27 protein-coding genes are annotated in these 24,548 nt (G+C 68.3%); 14 read left to right on the forward strand and 13 right to left on the reverse strand.

Translation table 11 applies throughout. The features are described from left to right. Nucleotides 1–38 precede the first annotated feature (38 nt). Both MU521_RS04555 and samp2 read right to left on the reverse strand, forming a co-directional pair. Nucleotides 39–404 (reverse strand): GNAT family N-acetyltransferase, encoded by a 366-nt coding sequence (locus MU521_RS04555; protein WP_092688143.1) that lies wholly within the window; start codon nucleotides 402–404, stop codon nucleotides 39–41. Nucleotides 405–434: 30 nt separating this feature from the next. Beyond that, complete coding sequence (samp2, locus tag MU521_RS04560) at nucleotides 435–641, reverse strand: ubiquitin-like small modifier protein SAMP2 (RefSeq protein WP_092688140.1); 207 nt, start codon at nucleotides 639–641, stop codon at nucleotides 435–437. Between the two features lie 122 nt (nucleotides 642–763). Between samp2 and MU521_RS04565 the strand changes: the two genes are divergently transcribed. Continuing rightward, nucleotides 764–1,741, forward strand: a complete 978-nt coding sequence (locus MU521_RS04565) for a replication factor C small subunit (protein WP_092688137.1) — start codon at nucleotides 764–766, stop codon at nucleotides 1,739–1,741. Between the two features lie 80 nt (nucleotides 1,742–1,821). Here MU521_RS04565 and MU521_RS04570 read toward each other — a convergent pair whose 3' ends face one another. Together MU521_RS04570 and MU521_RS04575 are read right to left on the reverse strand one after the other, a co-directional pair. Next, complete coding sequence (locus MU521_RS04570) at nucleotides 1,822–2,472, reverse strand: bacteriorhodopsin (RefSeq protein WP_092688134.1); 651 nt, start codon at nucleotides 2,470–2,472, stop codon at nucleotides 1,822–1,824. Continuing rightward, complete coding sequence (locus tag MU521_RS04575; RefSeq protein ID WP_092688131.1) at nucleotides 2,472–2,984, reverse strand: TspO/MBR family protein; 513 nt, start codon at nucleotides 2,982–2,984, stop codon at nucleotides 2,472–2,474. Before MU521_RS04575 ends, MU521_RS04570 begins: the two co-directional genes overlap by 1 nt. Nucleotides 2,985–3,132: 148 nt before the next feature. Between MU521_RS04575 and alaS the strand changes: the two genes are divergently transcribed. After that, nucleotides 3,133–5,961, forward strand: coding sequence for an alanine--tRNA ligase (alaS, locus tag MU521_RS04580; RefSeq protein WP_092688128.1), 2,829 nt, complete (start codon nucleotides 3,133–3,135; stop codon nucleotides 5,959–5,961). Nucleotides 5,962–5,973: 12 nt separating this feature from the next. Here alaS and MU521_RS04585 read toward each other — a convergent pair whose 3' ends face one another. From MU521_RS04585 to MU521_RS04595, 3 genes are all read right to left on the reverse strand, one after another. After that, complete coding sequence (locus tag MU521_RS04585; RefSeq protein WP_175452769.1) at nucleotides 5,974–6,474, reverse strand: hypothetical protein; 501 nt, start codon at nucleotides 6,472–6,474, stop codon at nucleotides 5,974–5,976. Next, nucleotides 6,471–7,427 carry a hypothetical protein gene (locus MU521_RS04590; protein ID WP_139171051.1) on the reverse strand — a complete coding sequence of 319 codons (957 nt, stop codon included), beginning with the start codon at nucleotides 7,425–7,427 and terminating at the stop codon, nucleotides 6,471–6,473. Before MU521_RS04590 ends, MU521_RS04585 begins: the two co-directional genes overlap by 4 nt. A gap of 133 nt (nucleotides 7,428–7,560) precedes the next feature. Beyond that, nucleotides 7,561–8,661: a helix-turn-helix transcriptional regulator gene (locus MU521_RS04595; RefSeq protein WP_092688122.1), complete on the reverse strand. Its 1,101-nt coding sequence runs from the start codon at nucleotides 8,659–8,661 to the stop codon at nucleotides 7,561–7,563. A 288-nt stretch (nucleotides 8,662–8,949) separates the two neighbouring features. On the opposite strand from MU521_RS04595, the gene MU521_RS04600 reads away from it, so the two are divergent. The 8 genes from MU521_RS04600 (at nucleotide 8,950) to MU521_RS04635 (ending at nucleotide 16,828) form a co-directional block, all read left to right on the forward strand. Continuing rightward, the gene (locus tag MU521_RS04600; RefSeq protein ID WP_175452768.1) at nucleotides 8,950–9,111 is read left to right on the forward strand and encodes a DUF7331 family protein; all 162 of its coding nucleotides are present in this window, start codon (nucleotides 8,950–8,952) and stop codon (nucleotides 9,109–9,111) included. A gap of 1 nt (nucleotide 9,112) precedes the next feature. Continuing rightward, nucleotides 9,113–11,386 (forward strand): hypothetical protein, encoded by a 2,274-nt coding sequence (locus MU521_RS04605; protein ID WP_092688119.1) that lies wholly within the window; start codon nucleotides 9,113–9,115, stop codon nucleotides 11,384–11,386. A gap of 90 nt (nucleotides 11,387–11,476) precedes the next feature. Next, entirely contained in the window at nucleotides 11,477–13,000 is a 1,524-nt protein-coding gene (locus tag MU521_RS04610) for a glycosyltransferase family 39 protein (RefSeq protein ID WP_092688116.1), read from the forward strand. A 69-nt stretch (nucleotides 13,001–13,069) separates the two neighbouring features. Beyond that, nucleotides 13,070–13,267: a zinc-ribbon domain-containing protein gene (locus tag MU521_RS04615; RefSeq protein WP_092688113.1), complete on the forward strand. Its 198-nt coding sequence runs from the start codon at nucleotides 13,070–13,072 to the stop codon at nucleotides 13,265–13,267. Between the two features lie 14 nt (nucleotides 13,268–13,281). Then, a complete protein-coding gene (locus MU521_RS04620) occupies nucleotides 13,282–13,836 on the forward strand; it encodes a DUF4013 domain-containing protein (RefSeq protein WP_092688110.1) in 555 nt (184 codons plus the stop codon). Between the two features lie 91 nt (nucleotides 13,837–13,927). After that, complete coding sequence (locus MU521_RS04625) at nucleotides 13,928–14,716, forward strand: alpha/beta fold hydrolase (RefSeq protein ID WP_092688106.1); 789 nt, start codon at nucleotides 13,928–13,930, stop codon at nucleotides 14,714–14,716. Nucleotides 14,717–14,782: 66 nt separating this feature from the next. Beyond that, the gene (locus tag MU521_RS04630; protein WP_092688103.1) at nucleotides 14,783–15,511 is read left to right on the forward strand and encodes a type 1 glutamine amidotransferase; all 729 of its coding nucleotides are present in this window, start codon (nucleotides 14,783–14,785) and stop codon (nucleotides 15,509–15,511) included. Between the two features lie 153 nt (nucleotides 15,512–15,664). Continuing rightward, complete coding sequence (locus MU521_RS04635) at nucleotides 15,665–16,828, forward strand: acyl-CoA dehydrogenase family protein (protein ID WP_092688100.1); 1,164 nt, start codon at nucleotides 15,665–15,667, stop codon at nucleotides 16,826–16,828. A gap of 65 nt (nucleotides 16,829–16,893) precedes the next feature. On the opposite strand, the gene MU521_RS04640 is transcribed toward MU521_RS04635, so the two are convergent. The 3 genes from MU521_RS04640 to MU521_RS04650 form a co-directional block, all read right to left on the reverse strand. Beyond that, nucleotides 16,894–17,361, reverse strand: a complete 468-nt coding sequence (locus MU521_RS04640) for a cupin domain-containing protein (protein ID WP_092688097.1) — start codon at nucleotides 17,359–17,361, stop codon at nucleotides 16,894–16,896. 71 nt (nucleotides 17,362–17,432) lie between these two features. Continuing rightward, on the reverse strand, nucleotides 17,433–17,597 hold the full coding sequence (locus MU521_RS04645) for a DUF6757 family protein (RefSeq protein ID WP_175452767.1): 165 nt from the start codon (nucleotides 17,595–17,597) through the stop codon (nucleotides 17,433–17,435). A gap of 62 nt (nucleotides 17,598–17,659) precedes the next feature. Beyond that, the gene (locus tag MU521_RS04650; protein ID WP_092688094.1) at nucleotides 17,660–18,433 is read right to left on the reverse strand and encodes a PHP domain-containing protein; all 774 of its coding nucleotides are present in this window, start codon (nucleotides 18,431–18,433) and stop codon (nucleotides 17,660–17,662) included. 107 nt (nucleotides 18,434–18,540) lie between these two features. On the opposite strand from MU521_RS04650, the gene MU521_RS04655 reads away from it, so the two are divergent. The 3 genes from MU521_RS04655 (at nucleotide 18,541) to MU521_RS04665 (ending at nucleotide 21,234) form a co-directional block, all read left to right on the forward strand. After that, complete coding sequence (locus MU521_RS04655) at nucleotides 18,541–18,828, forward strand: DUF5789 family protein (protein WP_092688091.1); 288 nt, start codon at nucleotides 18,541–18,543, stop codon at nucleotides 18,826–18,828. A gap of 127 nt (nucleotides 18,829–18,955) precedes the next feature. Then, a complete protein-coding gene (locus tag MU521_RS04660; protein ID WP_092688088.1) occupies nucleotides 18,956–20,962 on the forward strand; it encodes a beta-propeller domain-containing protein in 2,007 nt (668 codons plus the stop codon). Nucleotides 20,963–21,060: 98 nt separating this feature from the next. Further along, the gene (locus tag MU521_RS04665) at nucleotides 21,061–21,234 is read left to right on the forward strand and encodes a DUF5786 family protein (RefSeq protein ID WP_175452766.1); all 174 of its coding nucleotides are present in this window, start codon (nucleotides 21,061–21,063) and stop codon (nucleotides 21,232–21,234) included. Here the strand turns inward: MU521_RS04665 and MU521_RS04670 are convergent. The 3 genes from MU521_RS04670 to MU521_RS04680 form a co-directional block, all read right to left on the reverse strand. Next, nucleotides 21,212–21,931 carry a DUF7530 family protein gene (locus MU521_RS04670; protein ID WP_092688084.1) on the reverse strand — a complete coding sequence of 240 codons (720 nt, stop codon included), beginning with the start codon at nucleotides 21,929–21,931 and terminating at the stop codon, nucleotides 21,212–21,214. The genes MU521_RS04665 and MU521_RS04670 overlap by 23 nt on opposite strands. After that, nucleotides 21,931–22,860: an NAD(P)H-binding protein gene (locus MU521_RS04675; protein ID WP_092688081.1), complete on the reverse strand. Its 930-nt coding sequence runs from the start codon at nucleotides 22,858–22,860 to the stop codon at nucleotides 21,931–21,933. Before MU521_RS04675 ends, MU521_RS04670 begins: the two co-directional genes overlap by 1 nt. Before the next feature lie 105 nt (nucleotides 22,861–22,965). Next, on the reverse strand, nucleotides 22,966–23,490 hold the full coding sequence (locus MU521_RS04680; RefSeq protein WP_092688078.1) for a DUF7858 family protein: 525 nt from the start codon (nucleotides 23,488–23,490) through the stop codon (nucleotides 22,966–22,968). A 195-nt stretch (nucleotides 23,491–23,685) separates the two neighbouring features. Here MU521_RS04680 and MU521_RS04685 point away from each other — a divergent pair, with 195 nt between their 5' ends. Next, nucleotides 23,686–24,546 (forward strand): transcription initiation factor IIB, encoded by an 861-nt coding sequence (locus MU521_RS04685; protein ID WP_092688075.1) that lies wholly within the window; start codon nucleotides 23,686–23,688, stop codon nucleotides 24,544–24,546. Nucleotides 24,547–24,548 lie beyond the last annotated feature (2 nt).

Here is a 24,548-nt window from a genome sequence, read left to right on the forward strand (position 1 = left end):
GCGGGGCCTCTGACGCGTCCATCCCCTGGCGGCCCGACTCATTCACGGACACCCCGGTAGCGGTCCGGCTCGTCGGCGGCGTCGATCTCGAACCCGAGCGACGCCCAGAACGGTCGCACCCGCGGATCGAACTCGGCGACGAGCCGCTCCCGACGGTCGGCCGCGGCCTCGACCAGCGCCGTGCCGATGCCCTGATCCCGGCGGGCGCGCCGGACCGCGACCGCCTCGATCACTTCACCGTCCAGCAGACAGGCCCCGAGAACGCGCCCCCCGGTCGCGGCTACGAGCAGGTCGCCCCGGTCGATGGCCTGCCGGACGGCGTCGACGTTGGTCGCCAGTATGGCCCCGTCGAAGACGGTCAGCACGGCCGGAAGGTCCTCGACCGTCGCCTCGCGGATCTCCATCGGTAGGGAGTAGTCGCTCCCACGCAAAAACTACCCGCCCTTGATCAGTCGCAGGACGCGAACGTGGTCGGCGTCGACCGCGCGGTCCTCGGGGACCGGTTGGTCGTCGACCAGCACGGACACCTCGTGGGGGCTGTAGTCGACGGCCCGCACCAGGTCCGCGTAGGTCGGATCGGCCCCGAGCGTCTCGGGTTCGATCTCGCGGGTCCCCTCGCCGACCACTTCGACCGTGACCATACCGGGGGAAGAGCCTGACTGGATTTGAGCGTGTCGCTCACCGCCGGGTCCGCCGGTTCCGGGCGGATCGAAGCTGGAGTGGTCCCGGGCAGTTTATGACGAGCCCACTCGTTGCCCGGAGTATGAGCGAGGCCGACACCGAGTCGCGGGCCGGGCGGGACGAGATCTGGATCGAGAAGTACCGCCCGCAGACGCTCGACGAGATCGTCGGACAGGAGACCATCGTCGAACGCCTCCAGAGCTACGTCGCCAGGGACGACCTGCCCCACCTCATGTTCTCGGGGGAGGCCGGAATCGGGAAGAGCACCGCGGCACTCGCCATCGCCCGCGAACTGTACGGCGAGGACTGGCAGGAACACTTCCTCGAACTCAACGCCTCCGACCAGCGCGGGATCGACGTGGTCCGTGAACGGATCAAGAACTTCGCCCGCTCCTCGTTCGGCGGCGCGAAATATCGGATTATATTCCTCGACGAGGCAGACGCTCTCACGAGCGACGCCCAGTCGGCACTCCGCCGGACGATGGAGGAGTTCTCGAACAACGTTCGCTTCATCCTCTCCTGTAACTACTCCAGTCAGATCATCGACCCGATCCAGTCCCGGTGTGCCGTCTTCCGGTTCAACCCGCTCTCGGACGAGGCCGTCGAGGAGCAGATCCGAATCATCGCCGAAGAGGAGGACATCGAGGTGGCCGACGACGGGGTCGACGCGCTGATCTACGCCGCCGACGGCGACATGCGCCGGGCGATCAACGGGCTCCAGGCCGCCGCGGTCACCGGCGACGTGGTCGACGAAGAAGCCGTCTACGCCATCACCTCGACCGCGCGTCCGGAGGAGATTCACGAGATGGTCACGCAGGCGCTCGACGGCGACTTCCTGGCGGCGCGGTCGACGCTCGACGACCTCCTCACCAATGAGGGCATCGCCGGTGGCGACGTGATCGACCAACTCCACCGCTCGGTCTGGGAGTTCGACTTGGACGACGAGGCCGCCGTCACCCTGCTGGACCGCATCGGTGAGGCCGACTACCGGATCACCGAGGGGGCCAACGAGCGCATCCAGCTGGAGGCGCTGCTCGCCTCGCTGGCGCTGGACGACTGAGTGTCGAGCGGTCGTCGATACGCTGGGCTTCGGCTCTTCGTCGCAGCGGTACGGATCGAGGCGTCGAAACGCCGGGTCCGTCAGTCGGCGTCCGCAGGTGGGAACCAGGCCAGCACGAGGAGCGGGACGCCGATCTTCAGCGCCGCGTCGAGGGCGACCCGTGCCGGCAACAGCGGCAGGGTCGGGGCGAGCGCGAAGCCCGGCGCTCCGAGCACCCAGACCACCGGGTAGAGCAGGAACAGGGCGACGACGACGTTTCGGACGCGCCCGAACGCGGGCGCGGCGGCGCTGTCCCGAGCGGCTCGCGAGAGGGGCCCGAACAGGATCCACAGGAGTGCACAGAACGCGCCGACGGCGACGGCGAGCCACGCGAGTTTCGTCGTCCCCGTGGTCAGTGTCGCGACCAGCGTCGCGGCCATGCTGTACCCGCCGAGCGCCATCCCCGTCGCCGTCGTCGTGCGGTCGGCGTCGCCGAGCAGGGCGAGGACGAACACGAGAAGCGGGATGGTGAGGACGCCGTCGGCGAAGCGGCCCCAGTGGACCACGCGGTCACCGGCGTCGAGGGCCCACCCGGTCGCCATAGCGAGGTACCAGGTCCCGATGGAGACCGGGAGGAACGGCAGGACGGCGGCGACCGTCCGGGCACGACCTTCGCGGCCGCGGGCGCGCCAGGCGACCAGTGCTGCCCCACCACCGAACCCTGCGGCGACAGTCGCGAGCGTCGGGTTCATCAGTTCAACCGCCAGAGTTCGTAGTTCAATAGTGCGGCGAAACTCACCCACAGCAGATAGGGCACCAGCAACAGCGCCGCCCGGCGGTCCACCCGGTCGAAGGCCAGCACGGTGGCGACGATGGTGAGCCAGAGGACGGCGATGACGACCAGCCCGAGCAGTGGCGAACGCAGGCCGAAGAACGCGCCGGACCACGCGACGTTGAACGCGAACTGGCCGGCGAACAGCGCCAGGGCGATCCTGACGGTCCGGTCGTCGAGGCCAGCACGCCAGACGAGCCACGCCGCGACGCCCATCAGGGCAAAGAGGGTGATCCAGACCGGGCCGAACACCCAGCCCGGCGGAGTGAACGCCGGTTTCGTCAGCGTGGGGTACCACGTCGTGACGCCGGACAGCGAGAGGAGGTTGCCGAGGCCGCCGAGCAGTTCGCTCGCGAGGACGACGAGGACGAGCGACGCGGCCGGGCGACGCTGCGGGAACCGTGCTGTCGTGTCGACTGTGATGTCGGCCATACCGAACCCAGACTGGGGAGGGAAAAAAGGACCGCGACGACTCCCGGCGATCGGGACCGGGCGCGAACCCGAAACGTCCAGACGGCGGCGAATCTCGCCGCCTGTTCGGAACTGTTTTACCGCCCGGTTGGCCACATTAGGGCAACGAATGAGTGAGCTCGAAGCGGAGTACAAACTCCAGTACTTCGAAGACGAGGGGTTTCACCGGCTGGAGTGTTCGGCCTGTGGGGACCACTTCTGGACGCTCGACGGGAGTCGGGATACCTGTGGCGAGCCCCCGTGTGCGGAGTACAGTTTCATCGACAATCCGGGGTTCGACGACGAGCTGTCGCTGTCGGAGATGCGCGAGACGTTTCTCTCCTTTTTCGAGGACCACGACCACGAGCGGGTCGATCCCTACCCCGTCGCCGCGAACCGCTGGCGTGACGACGTGCTCCTGACCCAGGCGTCGATCTACGACTTTCAGCCCCACGTCACCTCGGGGCAGTCGCCGCCGCCGGCCAACCCCCTCGTCGTCTCGCAACCGTGCATCCGGATGCAGGACATCGACAACGTGGGCAAGACCGGCCGCCACACCATGGCCTTCGAGATGGGCGGCCACCACGCGTTCAACGCCGCCGAGGACGCCGAGTACGCCTACGAGGGCGAGGTCTACTGGAAAGAGGAGTGTGTCGAGTACTGTGTCGAGTTCTTCGAGTCGCTGGGCGCGGACATGGGCGAGCTGACGTTCATCGAGGACCCGTGGGTCGGCGGAGGCAACGCCGGCCCGGCCTTCGAGGTCATCTACCGCGGGCTGGAACTCGCCACGCTCGTGTTCATGTGTTTCGAGCAGGACCCCGACGGCGAGTACGAACTCAAGGACGGGAACACGTACTCCCGGATGGATCGCCGGGTCATCGACACTGGCTACGGGATCGAGCGCTGGACGTGGATGAGCCAGGGCACGCCAACTGTGTACGAGGCGATCTACCCCGACATGATCGACTTCCTGAAGGACAACGCCGGGGTCGATCTGACGAGCGAGGAGGCGGCCATCGTCCACGACGCCGCGCGGCTCTCCGGGAGTCTCGACATCGACGACGTCGACGACGTCGAGGCCGCACGCGCCGACATCGCGGCCGAACTCGGGGTCGACGTCGACCGGTTGCGCGACCTCGTGGAGCCCCTCGAAGACATCTACGCCATCTCGGATCACGCCCGGACCCTGGCGTACATGCTGGGCGACGGCATCGTCCCGAGCAACGTCGGGACGGGCTATCTCGCGCGGATGGTCCTCCGGCGGACCAAGCGCCTCTGTGACAACGTCGGCGTGGACGCCCCGCTGGACGAACTCGTCGACATGCAGGCCGAGCGGCTGGGCTACCGCAACCGCGACACGATCCGGGACATCGTCCGCACCGAGGTCGAGAAGTACCGCGAGACGCTCGACCGGGGCGGCCGGAAGGTCCGCCAGCTGGCCGAGGAGTACGCCGCCTCGGGCGACCCCATCCCGACCGAGGAGCTGATCGAGTTGTACGACAGCCACGGCATCCAGCCCGACATGGTCGAGGAGATCGCCGCCGAGCGGGACGTAGCCGTCGCGGTCCCGGACGACTTCTACTCGCTGGTCGCCGACCGCCACGACGCCGAGGAGGCGGCCGCCGAGGCAGAGGAGTCGAGCCACGGCGAGCGACTGTCGGACCTGCCCGAGACCGACCGCCTCTACTACGAGGACCAGGAGCGCATGGAGTTCGAGGCGATGGTGCTGGACGTGTTCGAGCGCGAGGACGGCGACTACGACGTGGTGCTGGACCAGACGATGTTCTACCCCGAAGGCGGGGGCCAGCCCGCCGACCACGGGACGATCACGACCGACGACGTGACCGCCGAGGTCGAGGACGTGCAGATCGTCGACGGCGTCGTCCTCCATCGGGTCGACGAGGACCCGGGCAAAGGCGAGTTCGTCCGCGGGGGGATCGACGCCGACCGGCGACGTCGACTCATGCGCCACCACACCGCGACCCACATCGTCGGCCACGCCGCCCGGGAAGTGCTGGGCGACCACATCCGGCAGGCCGGTGCGCAGAAACACACCGACAGCGCCCGGCTGGACGTGCGCCACTACGAGCCGATCACGCGCGAACAGGTCAAACAGATCGAACGCCTCGCCAACGAGGTCGTGATGGACAACACGTCGGTCACCCAGGAGTGGCCAGACCGCCACGAGGCCGAAGCCGAGCACGGGTTCGACCTCTACCAGGGCGGGATTCCAGCCGGCGAGCAGATCCGGCTGATCCACGTCGACGAGGACGTCCAGGCCTGCGGTGGGACACACGTCGCCCGCACCGGCGACGTGGGCGCGATCAAGCTCCTGAACACAGAGCGTATCCAGGACGGTGTGGAGCGGCTCACGTTCGCCGCTGGCGACGCGGCCATCGAGGCGACCCAGGCGACCGAGGACGCCCTCTACGCGGCCGCGGACACCCTCGACGTGAGCCCGCAGGACGTGCCCGAGACCGCCGAACGGTTCTTTAGCGAGTGGAAAGAACGGGGCAAGACCATCGAACAGCTCAAAGAGGAACTCGCGGAGGTCCGGGCGGCCGGCGACGACGGCGAGGAAGTCGACGTGGGCGGAACGCCCGCGGTGATCCAGCGGCTCGACGCCGACATGGACGAACTCCGCGCGACGGCCAACGCCCTCGTCGAGGACGGAAAGATCGCCGTCATCGGGAGCGCGCCGGACGGCGTCCCCGCGAGCGACGCGAGCGAGGGCTCGGCGGACGAGGAAAGCGAGTCCGGCGGTGCGCAGTTCGTCGTCGCCGTCCCCGACGACGCCGGAATCGACGCCGGCGAGGTCGTCGGCGAACTCGCGAGCAAGGTCGGCGGTGGCGGCGGCGGCCCACCGGACTTCGCCCAGGGTGGCGGCCCCGACGGCGAGGCTCTCGACGACGCGCTGGACGACGCGCCGGACGTGCTCGAACAGGTCCTGAGGGCCTGATCGAGGGGCTGGTTAGTCTTTTCTCGTGTCGTGCTCGGTGTCGCCAGCGGCGGCCCCGTCCGCTTCCTCGGTGTTGTGTCTCGGCGGCTGAACCCGCTCGAATCGTCCGGGATCGAGCGCGAGCAGGTCGGTCGCGTCGAGGCGCGTCCCGGCCCACGCGCGGCCGGCGGCGAGGACGAGCGCGACCGAGACCGGCCAGACGGTGACGTGGGCCTCGTTGAACACCAGGGTGCCGAGGCCGACGAGGGTGGCCAGCGCGGCCGCGAGTCGCGGGGAGCGATCCAGTCGCCACAGGAGGACCGCGGGCAGTGCGGCCACCCCCGCGAGGACCGCGACGGCGAGGAGGACCGCGGCGACGAGCGCCCCGACCCGGTCGCCGCCGGCGTACCCCGCCGCGAACAGCCCGACCGCGAGGGCGGTCTGGAGGAAAATCCCGGTGATGGCGATGCGTTCGGCGGCCGGGAGTCTGTCGAGCAGGGCACCCAGCCGGCGGAGGTGTGTCGTGGGTGTCATAGGAGCCAGGTGAGGAGGCCGACGACCAACCGGGCGGCACCGAGCGCGAGGTCGACGATGGCCCACTTGATCGTGGCGAGCGGGCCGACGCCCCGAACCGTGATCTTCCCGGACGCGAACGCCTGCCTGAGCGCCGCGTCGGACTGTTCGGCCGTCAGGACGCGTCTGGCCGTCGCTTCGTCGACCGTCACGACCAGCGTGGTGTCCGGGTGTGCCCCGGCCCGAAGGTTCCGGATCCGACCGTCCTCGGTCGTCCGGAACGAGACGACGCCGGTGCCACCGCCGGTCCGGTCGATCCGGAGCGTAACGCGTTCGCCGTCGACGTGTGCCCCGAGGACGCCGAGGTCGTAACTGCCGGCGCTGGCGTTGTACGTCGCGACCGTTGTCGCGAGGCGACGATAGAAGCCCGCGCCGAGGCCGGCGGTCCCGCCGGGGTCGGCGGCGACCACGTCCGCGGCCCGGGACTGCACCGCGTCGATCCGGGCACCGGTGACGTTGGCCTCGCGGCGGACGGTAGTGTTCAGCTCCGCGGTCGCCGTCCGGACCCGCTGGACGCGTCTGTCTATCGCCCGGGCACGCGCCGCGACCGGTCCGATCCGGGCCGCGTAGGCGTCGGCGTCGAGCGCCCCTCGCTCGCGGGCGGCGCGCAACGAGTCCGTTCGGGCTTCGAGCGTCGTGAGCCGTGACTCGGCGTCGTCGAGCGCGGCGGCCGCGACGCGGGCCCTCGCCGCCGGCGTCTCGGCGGCGGCCAGTCGGTCCCGGAGGTCGGCGGCGGCGAGGTCGCCGTCGAGTTCGACACGCTGTGTGTCGATGGCACTGGCGACGGCCGTGCCCGGGCCGGTCGCGTTGCGCTCGGGCGGCGTCGCCGCCAGCGCACTCCCGGCGGTCGCGAGTGCCGCGAGGAGTACCGCGACGAGCACCAAGACCACGACGGCACGACGGAGTCGAGTCATTCGTCGATCCACCTCTCCGGTAGGCACCCGGGAGAGTTGAAAGGCACAGACGTTCCGGCCCAATCAGCGCCGTTTCGGAACCGTTCAATCGCCGGACGTGGACGGGACAGTGGGGGACGCGGAGCGCGCACGGTCATACCTCGATCTCCCCCGGGAGTGCGAGGACGTTCTCGCGGCCGAGTCGGTAGACCTCGATACGCTCGGCCTCGTGCATCTCGTTGACCACGTCGCTGGCTTTCGTCCGTGACCAGTCGACGGCCGCGATGAGGTCCTGTTGTTTCATGCGACCGCCCTCGGCTTCCAGCAGTCGCAGGACCCGTTCCTCGTCGGTGAGCAGTTCCTCGCGCGGGTCGTCGGGGCTTTTCTCGGCAGTTTCGCCAACGGTCTCCCCCGCGTCGTCCCGGTCGGCGTCGGGAGGAGTTGTCGCCGTCCCGTCTCCGGGTAGGCCGTCGTCGGTCGTCGACGACTCGCCCCACCACCGTCCGTGGCCGTACCAGCCGACGGCGAGGACGAGCGCCAGGGCCGCGCCGCCGAGAGCCGGCAGTATGGAGTCGATACCGCCGACGCCGGTCGCGTCCAGCGCGACCGTCGGGTCTTCGGTCCGGAACTGCAGCGGCCCCGTCCAGCGGACGGCGTGAGCCTGACTGGCGTCGGGGTCGGGCGTGACCGACGCTCGCTCGAAGTCGTCGGGCCACTCCATCCAGAGCGACTCGTTCGCACCGAGCCGGAGGCCGCCGATGGCGTCACCGAGGACGTACCGGTCCGACGCGGGCGTCGCGGCGAAGTTCGTCCAGGTGAAGCGGTAGGTCACGACGCCGAACCGGCCGGACGGCACCGACCGGTGGGCCCGGACCGAGCCGTTCTCGACCGCCATCGATCGACCCGTCTCCTGCTCGGCCCGGTCGACGGCGCGTCGCATCCGCCCCACGAAGACACCGGGTGGGTTCGAGACGTTCGTCCGTGCCTGCGCGAAAGCGCGACGCGCGGCCCCGTCGGTCAGTTCGTAGCGAAACTCGACCCGCCAGTGGGCATCCCCGTCCCGGTCGAAGTCGACTCGGGTCACGACGGCATCGTAACCCGACACCGGTGCCAGCGCGCCGACGAAAGACGGGTTCGACCCCGTGTCCCCGGCCGCGCCCGCGGATGCACCGAGCGCGACCGCGACCAGAACCGTGACAGCCGCTCCGAGGGCGACCAGGCGGACGACTCGATCCCCGATGGCGCTGTCTGTCATTCCTCACCCCGCACGACGCGTGTTCGATTCGGTCGTGTTCGTGAACCGACTTGATAGTGGGGGATCGTTCGAAATGACGCCACGGACCACCGGGAGGACCGGCGGGAACTCACCGGCGAATATTCTACTATTTAAAACCTTTTACCGTTTACGTCCTCACATCAAGGTCGAAATACCGAATCGCAATACACCAGTGGTGCTGATTGACGCGGAGCGTGGTTGAGAGTCGCTGATTGGCGCTGAGGGTGAGGGGTTTATACGGACATCCCGGCCCGAGAAGGGAGTGTGATGGCTCGAAACCACATCACGGACGGTTCGCATCGAGCGACGACCGGCCCGTCGACCGAGACGGTCGAACTCGCGACGGGTGGCGCGGTCGTCTACGACCGGGAGAACAAGGACGCCTGGATACAGGCCGAGACCACGACCGACCTCACGGAGGTGCGGTGAGATGTGCGTTCGCAGTCGACTCCGGCTGGGGCTCGTCGTCGTGGGTGCAGTGTTGCTCACGTTGAGCTTGGTGCCCACGGCCGCCGCCAGCGGGGCAGGTGGCGGCGCACACGCGTCGCCCACTGCGGACACGGACGAGTCCTCTGCGGTGACGGTCACGAAGTCGCTGTCGGCGGCCAACGGGAAGACGACGCTCTCCGGGACGGTCCAGTACCGCGGCGTCGACGGCAATCTCCGGCCGGCCCGACAGGTGACGGTCAAGATCCGACACGACGTGGTTGGCCCCGTGAATCCGGTGATCGCCCGGACGACGACCGACGATCAGGGTCGCTACTCGGTGCAGATCGACGTGGCGGAGTACGAGGCCGACGTGGATTTCGACAAGAAGCTCTTCCTGCACGTGCAGGCAGTCGCGAAGAACCCGGCGGTCAACGTCGTCAACTTCGGGCAGAACCTGGATACGGCCAACGGCAACACCTGGACGCTCAACCAGGAGGCGATGGTCAAGCGCGGACAGAACTCGGCGACGGTCGACCTGACCGCGACGAAGGAAAAGCCCCGCCGCGCCTTCCAAGTCGCCAACTGGACCCTGGAGGCGTACCGGTTCACCGAGCGCGAGGCCGGCTGGACGCGCAACCGCGTGAAAGCGCGGTACCCGGCGGCCAATCCCAACAACAGCCAGTTCAAGTCCCCCTTCGAGAAGTTCGTCATCGGGAGCAACGGCTGGGACGCGGACAAGCGCCACACGGTCCACCACGAGTACGGGCACGCGGTGATGAGCGGCCTGTTCAAGTACAAGGGCTGGCAGATTCCCAAGCCCGCTAACTGGGGCCCACACTGCGTGTGGAGCGACACCGGACGGATCACCGCCTGGTACGAGGGCTTCGCCGAGTTCTTCGAGGCCGCAGTCAACGACAGCCCCCGCACGGACGGGATGTGGCTCGAACAGCATCACTACTACAACGAGACCAACGAGCACGGCCCGCAGTGTCCCGAGTCGCACGCCAACGACGGCTACGACGGCGCGAAGGTCGAGGGTGCGGTCGCGAACATCCTCTGGGACGTGTACGACCCGGCGAACGAACCCCACGACGAAATCGACGGTGACCTCGGGACGATCTTCGACGCCGTCAACGAGACGGACAACCAGCAGCGGGTGGCACGACCGTTCAACAGCGACCGCACGACGGACATCCACGACTTCTTCATCCAGTACGTGGACAACACCGGTCGCCACGAGGAACTGCGGAAGATCTACTTCGAGTACGGCATCGTCAAGCCCGACCGCTTCGACTCCGCGACGTCCGCGTCGGGACCGCTCAGCGACTGCTCGATCCACTACTACCCCTGCTCGAAGCAACCGAAACACGACTGGACGACGCTCGATCCGGACACGAGCGTCGACGTGATGCTCCACGGGAGCGACATCGACAAGTACATTTTCCAGCTGTCGAAGGGGGACACGATCGACGTGACCACGACGGCGCACGGCGGTGGGACCACCGCGGCGTTCGAGGTCTTCGAGGGCGAACCGCCGTGGGGCAGCGGACAGCCGTCACCGGCGGTCGCCTCGTCGACCGAGAGTGGGAACGTCCACTCCACCACGTTCACGGCCGACCGGAGCGGCAAGTACACCGTGATCGTCCAGCCGCCGGAGGGCAGTTTCGAGCAGGTCACCAGCTACACGCTCTCCGTGACCCACGCATCCGACTCGACGGACAGCGGGGGAACGGGCGACGGCGGTCCCATCTTGGGCCCGGGCGACGACGGTCCGCGCCTGGACCCGGGCGGCAACCTGACCACCGATCCCTGTCCCACGAAACCGGGCGGCTGTGACTTCGACATCAACGTCTCCGGGTTCGGAGCGGACGGCGACGAATCCACTGGCGACGACTCCGACGGGACGGCTGGAACCGATAGCTCGACCGACTCCGGGTCCGGCGACACCGGTGCCAGTGACTCCGGATCGGGCGACAGCGCCACGGAGGGCACTGCTTCCGGCAGTCAGTCGGACTCGTCGACCCGAAGCGACGGGACGACGGCCGACGACGCCGCGGCCGTTCCGGCAACCGACGGCGACTCTGACGGTTCCGGTGCCGTCACGGACACGACCCAGTCGGCCGGTGACGGCAACGCTGCCGACGATCCCGGGGCGACCCGACAGGCGACCGATTCGGACGGCGCGGACGACGGGATCACGGGCAGTACTCTCGGCGTCGTACTCGCCCTGCTCCTGGCGTTGCTCGCGGTGCTGATCGCGGTCCTGCGGCGCTGATCGCCGTCGAACCGCCGACGGCTTTTTTCCAGTTCTCCGCCATCCGCAACAGCTAACTATTCGTTCCCCAACAGGACCAGCAGGGAACAGATGGGGGCATTCACGGACCGGGTCCGATCGGTACCGGCGGCGCTGTACGGCATCGTCGCGCTCGCGGCCGGACTCAGACTGTACGACCTCGGGAACGAGAGCTACTGGCTCGACGAGATCGCGTCGCTGAACCTCGTGGCCGGGCGCACGCTGCCCGAAGTGCTGATCCAGGTGCCGACCGTCGACCGCCACCCGCCGCTGTACTACGCGATCCTGAAGGGCTGGACGGACCTGTTCGGGACGGCCGAGACGATGACCCGGCTCCCGGCGGCGCTGTTCGGCGTCGCGGCCGTCGTCGTTATCTACGCACTCGGCGCGCGCCTCTACGACCGGCGGGTCGGGCTACTGAGCGCGGCCGTCCTCGCGGTGGCGCGGTTCCACATCGACTTTTCGCAATCCACGCGGATGTACAGCCTGTTCGCGCTGCTGACGCTGCTGTCCTTCTACATGCTCGTGCGTGTCGTCGAGACACCGACGCGCCGGACGGTGGCCGGGTACGCCCTGGCGACGGTCCTGCTGGTCTACACCCACGCGTTCGCGCTGTTCGTCGTGCTGGCACAGAACGTCTTCGTGGTCGGCTCCAGATGGCTCGGCGACGAGAGGCCGGCCGTCCCGTTTCGGCCGTGGCTCGCGTCACAGGTCGCCGTCGGACTGGCCGCGCTCCCGTGGATCGCGGTGTTGCTCGGGCAGGCCCTCTCGTCGGGCGGTGGCGGCCCGACGGGGTTGACCTGGATCCCCGACCCGACGGTGCCGAGAATTCTCCTGACGTTCGGTGTCTACGTCGACCCCTGGAATCCGGTGATCGGCTCGCTGGCGCTGTTGCTCGTCGCGGGATTCGTCGCCGTCGACTACGCCGACGAACGGACTGGCGAGACCAGTGAAACCGCCGAGGCAAGAGGGGACGGCGGCGCGGCCAACACAGGAGACGGCGTGGGCCTCACTGGCCGCGAGCGGCGAGCGTTGCTCGGCACCTGGATCGGGGTCCTCGTCGTCGTACCCGTGGCGATCTCGTACCTGGTCACGCCGATCTACGTGTACCGCTACACCGTCGGGGCGGCGATGGGGGTGTACGTCCTGCTGGGGGCGTCGATTCGGCTCGTCGACAGTGCCGAGTTGCGCTACATCGTCGGGGGTGTCCTCGTGCTGGCCTTCCTCCTCCCGCTGCCGGTGTACTACACCCAGGACCAGCACGCCCAGTGGGACGAGGTGTCAGAAACCGTGGGGACCGACGCGGCCGCGGGTGACGTGGTCCTCGTCAGCCAGCCCTCGTACGCCAACCCGTTCGAGCACTACTTCGCGCGGGACGACGTGGCCGTGAAACGACTCTCGGGGTCGGCGTCGGCCACGGAGATCCGGCGAGCGGTCCGCGACCACGGTACCGTCTGGTTCGTCTCCGTCCACGTCCCGCCGGACGGCCTGCGGCGCTACCGCGACACGCTCGAAGCGAACCGGAGCGACGCCGACGTGACGAAGTTCAGAGGGCTGACGCTGTGGCGGTTCGATGCGGGCAACCGGACGGTGTGAGCGACCGAGGGAGTCCGACCACTCCTGTTGGAAAATTTTAACATCGGCGACTGTGCAGGCTCCACAGGGATGGGCTATTACGACGCGTGTGGGACCGAACTCGACGACGAGATGAACTACTGCTCGAACTGCGGGCAGTCGGTGAAGGCGCCGGGGCCGGACACGAACCCGGAGGGGAAATCCCCGTTCGGGGACGGCGTGTTCTCGCTCTCCCTCGGCTACTCGTTTCGAAGCGACAAGCGGCCGCTGGTGATATCGGGGGGTTGATCACCCTCGCCGGGATGACCGTGCCGTTCGTCGGGTGGATCTCGACGGGCTACGGCTTCCAGTTGTGTCGGGCGGTCGCACGCGGGCAGACCCAGCGGCCGGATTTCGACGACTACGGCGGGACGTTCGTCGACGGGATGTGGCTGCCGCTGGTCGTCTTCATATACGGCGGCGCGTTCGTGGTACTCGTCCTCGCGCTGGTGCTCGGGGCGGCACAGGCCAGCGAGGGAATCGCATCGGCCGGCGCACTCGGCCTGCTCGTCCTGTTGCTGTACCTGCTGCCGGGTGCGCTCACGGTCGTCGCCACGACCGAGGAGATGGAGGCGGCGTTCTCGACGGAGTATCTCGTCCGGTTCGTGCTGTCGGGCACCGACCTCGAGGCGATGGTCCTCTGGACAGTCCTGTCGGTCGGGCTGTGGATCGCGCTGTTCCTGTCTACCTTCGCCATCGTCGGGTTCCCCTTCGTCTCGGCGCTGTTCAACTACGTCGCCGGGACGTTCTGGGGCTACTTCGACCGGGAAGCCGCCGAGCGGGGCGACGTGCTGCCCGCGCCGGATCTGGCGGTGTGAAGGCGTCGGCAGCGAACGCAGGCCGACCACACCCCACCGGACCCGGAGGCGATGGCGGGGTTCTTGACGCTGTAGGAACTACCGACGACGTATGCCGACCGCGACCAACGGCGACGTGGAGCTGTACTACGAGACCGCCGGTTCGGGGCCGACGGTCGCGTTCGTCGAACCAGCGGGCTACGGCGCGTGGTGCTGGTCGTGGCTCGTCGACGCGCTCGCCGGTCCCGTCGAGACGCTCGTCTGGGACCTCCGGGGGACCGGCCGCTCCGATGTCCCGTCAGGCCCCTACGACGTGGCGACGCTCGCCGCCGACCTGGAGGCCGTGCTCGCGGAACACGGGACCCGGACTGTGCACCTCGTCGGCGCGGGACTGGGCGGGATGGTCGCGCTTCAGCACGCTCGCGAGTACGGCCGGGCGGCGACGCTCGCCCTGCTCGGGACGACGGCCGACGGGAGCCGCGTCGACGCCGACGCCCTGCGCGGCCTGCAGGCACCGCGTGACGACCCCGACAGGCTCCGGGATTCGCTTCGCGGGGCGTTCTCGCCCGGCGTCGTCGAGGGCCACCCCGACGCGGTCGACCGGATCGTCGACTGGCGGGCCAAGGACGACGCCGACCCCGACGGCTGGGCGGCACAGATCGCCGCGACGACCGACTTCGCAATGGCGGACCTGTACGAGGTGACGACGCCGGCGCTCGTGATCCACGGCCGCGCGGACGCCGTGGTCCCGGTCGAGGCTGGGCGGGACCTCGCCGCGGACCTCCCACGAGGGACCTTCGAGGGGATCGACGCCGGCCACCTCGTCGCCACCGAGGAGCCCACGGTCGTCGCGGACACTCTGTCGGGTCAGCTGGACGAACACGCCGATCTCGACGGGTGAGCGCGGGGGCGGCAAGACGTGTCGAGACGAACGAGCCTTTCAGTCTGGAGTCGTTGCTAGTGAGTGATGACGCGGCCACGCATCGCCCTGTTGAACGCGGCCCACGACGGTGCAGACACCCGACGGAACTTCCGTCGCGAACTCGACGCGGACCTCGTCGAGTTCCACTGTCCGGAGGGTGAGGTGCCCGAGAGCTTCCGCTACGACGGGTTCGTCGTGACGGGCTCGCGGGCCTCCGTCTACTGGGAACGGGAGTGGATCGGCCAGCTGAAGGCCTGGGTCGGCGACGCCATCGAGGCCGGCCTCCCCGCACTGGGCGTGTGTTACGGCCACCAGTTGCTCGCGGACGTCATGGGCGGACGCGTCGAGGCCATGGACGAGTACGAGATCGGCTACCGCACCGTCGAACAGGACGGCCAGAACCGCCTGCTCGACGGCGTCGACGAGGACTTCACCGTCTTCACGACCCACTCCGACCGCGTGGTCGAGGCCCCGCCCGGCGCGACCGTCTTCGCCCGGAACGACTACGGCATCCACGGCTTCCGGAAAGACCAGGTGTTCGCCGTCCAGTTCCACCCCGAGTACGACATGGAGACGGCGGCGTCGGTCACCGAGGGGAAAGACGACCAGCTGAGCCAGGCACGCATCCAGCAGGTCCTCGACGGCATCCACGCGGACAACTACGACGCCGCCTGTGAGGCAAAGCGCCTGTTCGACAACTTCACCGCCTTCGTCCGGGACGTGCGGACCGACCGGACCGGCGGTGACCCGGGGACCAGCGCCGCGGACGACTAGATACCGTGGGCGAGGCCCAACGAGACCGGACGGTTCGGCTGTGAGAACCCCGTTCAGGTTCGGTCCACCCGAGAGACGGACTGGCGACCGCGGCGCTTAACAACAGCCGTTCAGTTGAGTAGTGTTTTTACCACTGGAAACCTAGGCAGATGTATGCTCGATTACTACGGCGTGGAGGCGGACCTTTCCGAAGAAGAGCGGATGATCCAGGAGTCGGCCCGGGAGTTCGTCGACGAGAAGGTGCGGCCGGACATCGGCGAGCACTGGATCGAGGGGACGTTCCCCAAGGATCTGATCCCGGAGATGGGCGAGATGGGCTTTTACGCGCCCAACCTCGAAGGGTACGGTTCGCCCAACGTCAGCGAGAAGGCCTACGGCATCCTGATGCAGGAACTGGAGGCGTGTGACTCGGGCCTGCGCTCGATGGCCTCCGTGCAGGGCGCACTCGTCATGTACCCGATCCACGCCTACGGCAGCGAGAAGCAGAAGGAACACTGGCTGCCCAAACTCGGCAGCGGTGAAGCCGTCGGCTGTTTCGGCCTGACCGAGCCCGAACACGGCTCCAACCCCACCGCCATGGAGACTCGCGCCGAGGAAGCCGACGAAGGCTACGTGCTGAACGGCTCGAAGACCTGGATCACGAACTCCCCCATCGCCGACGTGGCAATCGTCTGGGCGCGAGACCGGACGGATCCGGACACGCCGGTTCGCGGCTTCCTCGTCGAGACCGACCGCGATGGCGTCTCCACGAACAAGATCGACGAGAAACTCTCGCTCCGGGCCTCGATCACCGGCGAGATCGGCCTCAACGACGTGTACGTCCCCGAGGAGAACCTCCTGCCCGGCGTCGAGGGCATGGGCGGTCCCCTCGGGTGTCTCACGCAGGCCCGCTACGGGATCGCCTGGGGCGCTGTCGGCGCGGCCCGAGACGCCTTCGAGACCGCGCGCGACTACGCCACCGACCGCGAGCAGTTCGGCGGGCCAATCGCCCGGTTCCAGCTCCAGCAGGACAAACTCGCGGAGATGGCCACCCAGATCACGCTGGCCCAGTTGCTAGCCCACCGGCTCGCGGACCTCAAAGAGCGCGGCGACATGCGCCCCCAGCACGTCTCGATGGCCAAGCGCAACAACGTCCGCATGGCGCGCAACCAGTCCCGCATCGCCCGCGAGATCCTCGGGGGCAACGGGATTACGGCGGACTACTCGCCGATGCGCCACATGGCGAACCTCGAAACCGTCTATACCTACGAGGGCACCCACGACATCCATACCCTGATTCTCGGGGAGGATCTGACCGGGTTCGCAGCCTACGAGTGACGCTGTAAGCGGTACGAGTGCGGTGCGAACGCGGGCAGCGACCGGGTTCGCAGCCTGGTCTTTTTCTACTCGAAGCGGCCCGTCTCCGCGCCACACTCGACACAGATCGTCAAGATAGCGTCGCGGTCGTCGGTGAGTTCCAGATCCTGTTCGGTCTGGCCGTCACAGTCGGCGCAGTGCCGGAGCATCTCGGTCTCGCCCATGTCCTGTGGTGCGCCCATGGCGAGTGCGACCACGCGCTCGTCGCCATCGTTGGTGCCGAGTTGCCACTCGCCGGGGCCAAAGCGGACGCACTCGCCCGTGGTCGCGGTGATTTCGCCGTCTTCCGTGTCGAAGGTGACGGCACCCTCGGCGATGTAGAACACTTCTTCCTGGTCGCTGTGGCGGTGGTAGCCGAAACCGAAGCTGTCGCCGGGTGCGAGTTCGTAGTAGTTCAGCGCCATGTCGGTCGCGCCGAGGGCGTCGCCGACTTTGCGCTTGGTGTCGGCCGGCCCCATCCGGTCGTCGAGGTCGTCGACGGTGGCTCTGTCCATATGTGGGTTTGTGGTGCCGGGGGGAAAAATCCACGCGCTCGGCGGGTCAGTGGCCGGGGAGGGGCCGGGGGTCACTCGTGGCCGTCGATGTCGAGTTCTTCTTCGAGGTTCGCGAGGGCGTCGCTGTCGGCGAGCGACTCCATCTGTTCGCGGAAGTGCGTCTCACACACGCCCACCTTGACGCCGTCTTTCTCGACCGCGATGTCCGCGTCGCGGTCGCAGTAGTGACACCGCATGATCTAGCCTATGACGCCCGTGGCTTTGAACCCTGCGAAGCCGTCAGCCGACCGTCTGACGGTCAGAGTGAGGCGAGCAACCGCTCGGTCGCCGCCCGGTCCAGTCCGGCTCGGCCCAGCTGCTCGTCGTGGGCGTCGCTCCCGCCGGTCACGAGCAGGTCGTGGGCCTCGATAGCTCGCTCGACCGTCGTCGGGTCGGCGTCGTGGCCGTATGGATAGTACCGCTCGACGGCGTCGAGGTCCGCGGTCAGGTCGAGCGCGGCGTCGGGGTCGTCGTACCGGAGCGGGTGGGCCAGGCCGACTACGCCACAGGCTTCGGCCAGAACCTCGCGGCCGCGCTCGATGGTCGGGATGTCGCGGGCGACGTAGCAGGGGCAATCGTCGCCGATGAAGTGGTCGAACGCGTCCTGATAGTCGTAGTCGGCCGGACTCGCCTCGACGGCCCGGGCGATGTGGGGACGCCCCAGTCCCGGCCGCGACTCGACGCCGAGGTCCACGCCGAGTCTGTCCTCGACGCACTCGACGATGGCGCGGCCCCGTTCCGCGCGGTCGCGCTGGATCTCTTCGACCAGGTCCGTGAGCGCGGGCGTCTGTTCGACGCCGTATCCCAGCAAATCGACCCGCTGGTCCCCCGCGTCGACCCGGAGTTCGATCCCGTGGACGAGCGTGATCCCCTCGCGCTCGGTGACGGGCGCGTCGAGCGCGGGCTGAATCCGGTCGTGATCGGTCAGCGCCACGACCTCGACACCGGCCGAGCGGGCCGCCGCCGGCACCGCGTCGAGGGTCAGCGTCCCGTCCGAGCGCGTCGTGTGAACGTGTACGTCCGCGACGACCATGCCAGCGCTGGGCCCCCCGGCTCCATGCCGCTTGTGGTCGTGGCCCTTAATGTCACTAGAAGACTCGATAGCGAACGTTTATCAACGACCGTTAACGATCGGAGTATATGCGACTACTGAGCGGGCTGGACGACCGGATCGGTGCGCAGGCGTACCCCGCGACGACGGAGGAGGTCATCGAGGAGTACGGGGACATCGAACTCGAACTGCCCAACGGCGACGAACAGCTGGGGGACGTGCTGGGGCGACTCGAAACCGAGACGTTCGAGACGGCCGAGGACCTGCGGCTGGCGACGCTGTCGGCCGTCAGCAGCAACGCCATCGGTCGGGAGGGGTACAGCGACCGTGACCCGTCCTGTCTCGGCGAGGACGGCCACGACCAGGTCTCGTTCTGACAGCTCGAGCGTCGCTGACGGTCGCTTGCGGCGGTTCGTGGCTCACGGCGTCTCGTTTTGGCCGGAGAGTCAAACGGCCCTTTGAGTCAACGATACAACCTTTATCGCGGCTACGGGAGTCGCTCGTATGGATCGAACCCGACTTCTCGGAGCGAGTCTCGCAATCGTCGTCCTCGCTGTCGTGGTCGCCGGCGCGCTGGCGCTCGGCGGTGAGACCACGCGCCCGCCGGCGGACGTGGTGAACGACAGCGACGACCAACCCACCGACAACGCGACGATAGTGCAGTTCGAAGGCGAAGCGGCAGTCGCGGCGTACGTCCAGCGCGGCCAGCGGCTCGCGGCGGTCGACGCGCCCTTCCGGGTGCGGCGCGTCCGGTTCACGGCCCAGCCGACCGTCGTCCGCGGCGAACCGGCCGTCCAGCGGGAACCTCCCGCACGGACCGACGCGGTCGGGAGCAGTGCCGCGTCGGGCGGCGCTGGCGGCGAGAGCGCGCCCGAACGCGTCTCGAACACGAACGTCCAGGTGGCCGGCCTCCAGGAGCCGGACATCCTGAAAAACGATGGCCGGAACGTCTACTACGCGCCACAGCGCCAGCGGGTCGAGCCGTGGATGGAACCCCGACGCCCGGATCACGGTGACGACGAAACCTACGTCCTCGCGGCGACGCCGCCCGAGGCTCCCGAGGAGATCGGGTCGATAGACGCGAGCGGCCGGCTCCTGCAGGTCAACGACACGCTCGTCGTCCTCGAGGACGACGCGGTTCGGGGCTACGACGTGAGCGATCCGGCCGCACCGAGGCAGGTCTGGGCCCATCCGCTCGAAGACGAGGTCGTCACCGCGCGCGAAATCGACGGACGGCTCTACCTGGTTACGCGGTCGTCGGTGTCGGTCGACGACCCCTGTCCGGTGCAACCGCTGGGCGGCGACGCGGCCATCGCCTGTGACGACATCTATCGGCCGACGCGGCAGGTGCCGGTCGACGCCACCTACTCGGCGCTCGCGCTCGACGCCGAGAGCGGCGCGGTCGGTGACGCGATCAGCTTCGTCGGCACGCAGGACAACACGGCGGTCTACATGTCCAACCAGTCGCTGTACGTGACCTACACCGAGCGGAGCGAACGCGGGGCGCTCCGCGTCGACTTCCTGCTGGAACGGCAGAGCGAGCGTCTTCCGGCGTGGGCGGTCGACCGCCTCGAAGAGATCGAGAGCTACAACATCTCCGCGACCTCCAAGGAACGGGAGGCCAACCGCATCCTGCAGCAGTATCTCGCCACGCTCGACCGGTCGAAGCGCGACCGGGTGGCCAGCGAGATCAGCAACGACTACCGGTCGTTCCTCGCGGACCACCAGCGGGACCTGCTCACGACGGGCATCGTCCGGGTCGATGTCGACGGGACCGACCTCGCCGTCGAGACCGTCGGGACGGTCCCGGGCCGCCCGTTGAACCAGTTCTCACTCTCGGAACACGAGGGGACGCTCCGCATCACGACGACGGTGCCGGCCGCGGGCAGCGCCCAATCGGCCAACGACCTCTACACGCTGGACGCCGACAGTCTGGATCGGCTCGGCGCGGCGAAGGACATGGGCCTGAACGAGGAGGTGTTCGCCGTCCGCTACGTCGGTGACACCGCCTACGTCGTCACCTTCCGACGGGTCGATCCCTTCCACGTCGTCGACGTGTCCGATCCCCACGACCCCGAGGAGGTCGGCCAGCTCGAACTCCCGGGCTTTTCCTCCTATCTCCACCCCGTCGACGAGAACCACGTCCTCGGGATCGGCGAGGAGGACGGCCAGGTCAAGGCCGTCCTGTTCGACGTGTCCAATCCCTCGGACCCGACCATCGACGACGACCACCGGTTCGGTGCGGGCTGGTCGGCCGTCTCTGACACGCACCACGCGTTCCTGCTCGACCGCCGCCACGAGGTCTTCTTCCTGCCGACCGGCCAGGGCGGGACGGTCGTCGACTACAGCGACGGTGACCTCTCCGTGAAGACGACGGTCGACACCGACGGCGCGGCCCTGCGCGCGATGTACGTCGACGACTACATGTACGTCTTCGGCCAAGACGAACTGATCGTCGTCGACGAACGCACCTGGAACCGGACGCGGGCCGTCGCCCTCGACGGCTCGTAGCCGGCCCGACGCGCGCCATCTCGACCCATTCATCAATATTTTTATTAATTACCGTTACATTCATAGGCAGTTACTGCCTATCGTGGGTGTGAGTACCAATGTCGATGGGAGCCTACGACGAGGAAGAGCACGAGCGCCGTGAGCGGAAAAACAGCGAGGTAGACGCTGACTTCGACGACGAGCGGACGAACTACCACGGCGAGGTCGAGTACGACAGCGGTGAGTCCGCGGAGGACCTGCTCGACCAGTTCAAGGAGATGAACTCGGAGTAGCCCTTTTTGTCCGGACCCGTAGGAGCAGTATCGACGCGCCCGTCACGACAGTGACCGCCGCGACGTGTCCGAGGACGGCCGTTCGGAGGACTGGTGCCGAGGCAAGGAACGGGACCAGCACTAGCTGGAGAATACCGAAACCCATCGTCTCCAGGTCCGCCCGCTGGAGCGCCCGGGCCGTCGCGGGGTCGAACCGATAGCGGGCCGAACGCCACAGCGCGACGACGCTGGCCCACCAGCCAGTCCCGATCCGGTAGCACACGTCCCACAGCACCAGCAAGACCAGGTAGACCACCAGGATCGGCGGCTCGGGGCCGAACAGTGTGGTCAACAGCGGCGTCCCGGAGCGTGAGTCGTACACGAACAGGTGCGTGATCAGCGCCACGTACGCCAGCACCGAGAGGACGACCTCGACGCTGGACCCGAACAGCAGGCGGCGGTAGCTCTCGGGGACTGCCTCGCCGCGGACGAAGCGGCTGATCCGGAGCATCTCGACGCTGCCGGCCGTCGCGACGACGACTGCGACGGTGCCCGCGGCCGCCGCCACCCAGAGGTCGTAGATCGCCGCCAGCCCGAGGACTGCGACCTCGAAGACGAGAAACTGGACCAGGACGGCCGCTCGCGTCGACACGTCGATGCCAGGCAGTGCCCCGACGATGCTCTCGTAGGTCCAGGTCTCCCCGTACTCGACGTCCATCAGCGCTCCCCCGCGGCGACCGACTTCGGCTCGGGGGTGTCGGCACCGTCGCCGACCGCCCGCCGCACCGACATCTCGAACGGCGTCAACTCGATGGGCAGGTACTCCCGGATACTGTCGTCCTGCACGACGACCGCGCTTTTCAGCCTCAGAATCGGGGGATGGGCGACGGAGCGTGGCACGTCGGTCACGAGGTTCACCCAGTACGCCGAGAGCTTCGGCGTCAGCACGGGCACCGGGACGATCACCGGCCGCCGTCCGGTGACGATCTCGGCCGTCCGGGCCATCACCTCCTTGTAGCTCATGACCTCCGGGCCGCCGATCTCGACGGTTCGCCCGGCGAGTTCTGGCACGTCGAGGACCTCGGCCAGATACGTCACCACGTCGTCGATGGCGATGTGCTGGCAGGGCGTGTCGACCCACTGGGGTGTGACCATCACCGGCAGGCGGACCGCCGACTGCCGGACCATCTCGAAACTGGCGCTCCCGTCGCCCACGATGATCGCCGCCCGCAGACTCGTCGGCTCGAACGCCGCGTCCGCGCGGATGTGTTCGACCTCCCGCCGTGACGTGCGGTGTTCCGAGAGGCGGTCGCGCTTCTCGCCCAGTCCGCCGAGGTAGAGGACTCGCTCGACGCCGGCGTCGTCGGCTGCGGCGACGAAGTTCGTCGCCGTCCACCGGTCCCGCTCGGCGTAGTCCGGTCCCGCCCGCATCGAGTGGACCAGGTAGTACGCCGCTTCGATGCCGTCGAGGGCGTCGTCGAAACTCCCCGGGTCGAGCAGGTCGCCCTCGAAGACCGACACCGCGTCGGGCCCGTCGTAGCCCTCACGGTCCCGGACCAGCACCGACACGTCGTGGTCGCCCGCCAGAAGTGCCGGCACGAGGTGGCTTCCGACGAACCCCGTCGCACCGGTCACCAGTACGCGCATACCACATGCAAGACCCGCTGTCCCTTAACTGGTCCCCAGAATCACCGTCAGGACGACCGCTCGTCTCCGACGCACGGAGGTCAGTGACACTGCTCACTCGCAACGTCACTGCCGACCGCTCGTCTCCGACGCACGGAGGTCAGTGACGTTGCTCATCGCCTCGTCCAACGGTTCCTCCCCACCGAGCCCCCGCGAGAGCGTCGCCGTGACGGCCTCCCGTGCCGCCGGAATCGGCTCGTGGGTCTCGACGTACGCCGCCAGCGCGAACGCCCGCTCGCTGGCCCCGGTCAGTTCCATCGCCTCGGTCCGGGACAGTTTCGCGTCCAGCCAGTCCCGGACGATCCCGCGCCCGGTCGGCCCGAGCGGCGAGACCTGTTCGCCACACAGGTGCAGCGTCTTCGCGGCCGTCGTCGGCGCGACCTCGGCGACGCTGGCCGCCGTGTCGATAGCGCGGCCCTCGGCGTACACCTCGACGACGGTCGCCGCCACCGCCGGTGCACAGGGCAGCTCGTCGGCGTGGTCGGCCAGGCGCTCGGCGAGGTCCGCGTCCGTCTCGTCGACGGTCGCCACACCGCGGTCCCGCTGTTCCGTCGTCACCTCCACCCCCGCAGCGATGTCCGACAACCCCATACGCGGCGCTTCTGCCATCTCGTAAATAAATGTTCGTGGAACGGAACGAGTGGGCACCCATATCGACGCCGCTCCACACCGCACCGCGCCACGAAGGTACCGGTTACCGGTATGTTTGTCCGGCCGGTTTCGGGCGGTTCCGTGCGGTTCGGCCGTTCTTTAAATACTGATCCCGGGCCAACCTTCGACTGTAAGATGGCTACGTCAACGCAGTGCTGTCCGGAGTGTGAGGGTAGACTCCGCGAGAGCGAGAGCGAAACGGTGTGTGGGGAGTGTGGCCTCGTCGTCGCGGAGGACAACATCGACCGCGGGCCCGAGTGGCGGAGTTTCGCCGACGACGAGACCGAGAAGGAGCGGACCGGTGCGCCGCTGACCCGGTCGCGTCACGATCGTGGTCTCACCACGGAGATCGGCCGGTCGACCCGGCTCAAGGGGCGCAAGCGCCGTCGGTTCGCCCGGATGCGCCGCCAGCACAGCCGGTCCCGGATCAAATCCAAGGCCGAGCGCAACCGAGTGTACGCCTTCGGCGAGATCCGGCGACTCGTCAGCGCGCTCGATCTAACCGACCACGTTCGCGATCAGTCCTGTGTCCTCTTCGAGTCCGCCCAGAAGGAAGACCTCCTCCGGGGTCGCTCCATCGAGGGGTTCACCGCGGCCGTCGTCTACGCGACCTGCCGGACCGCCTCGGTCTCGCGGACGCTCGACGAGGTGGCCGACGCCGCCCGCGCCTCCGAATCGGAGCTCACCGCAGCCTACGACGCCCTCAATCAAGACCTCGGACTCCCGACGGGGCCCATCGACCCCGCGGAGTACCTGCCCCGCTTCGCCAGCCAGCTCGACCTCCCGCAGGCCGTCGAGCGTCGAGCCGACGCGCTCGTCGACACCGCCCGTGATCGCGGGCTCGTCTCGGGCCGGGACCCCTCGGGCGTCGCTGCCGGCTGTCTCTACCTCGCGGCACGGCAAGAAGAGTACGACCTCACGCAGGCCGAAGCAGCCGAGACCGCCGGCGTGACCCCAGTGACACTCCGGTCGACCTATCAGGACCTCCGGGAATGAGC

Origin of the sequence: Halorientalis regularis, assembly GCF_023698535.1 — an archaeon.
GTDB classification, from domain to species: domain Archaea; phylum Halobacteriota; class Halobacteria; order Halobacteriales; family Haloarculaceae; genus Halorientalis; species Halorientalis regularis.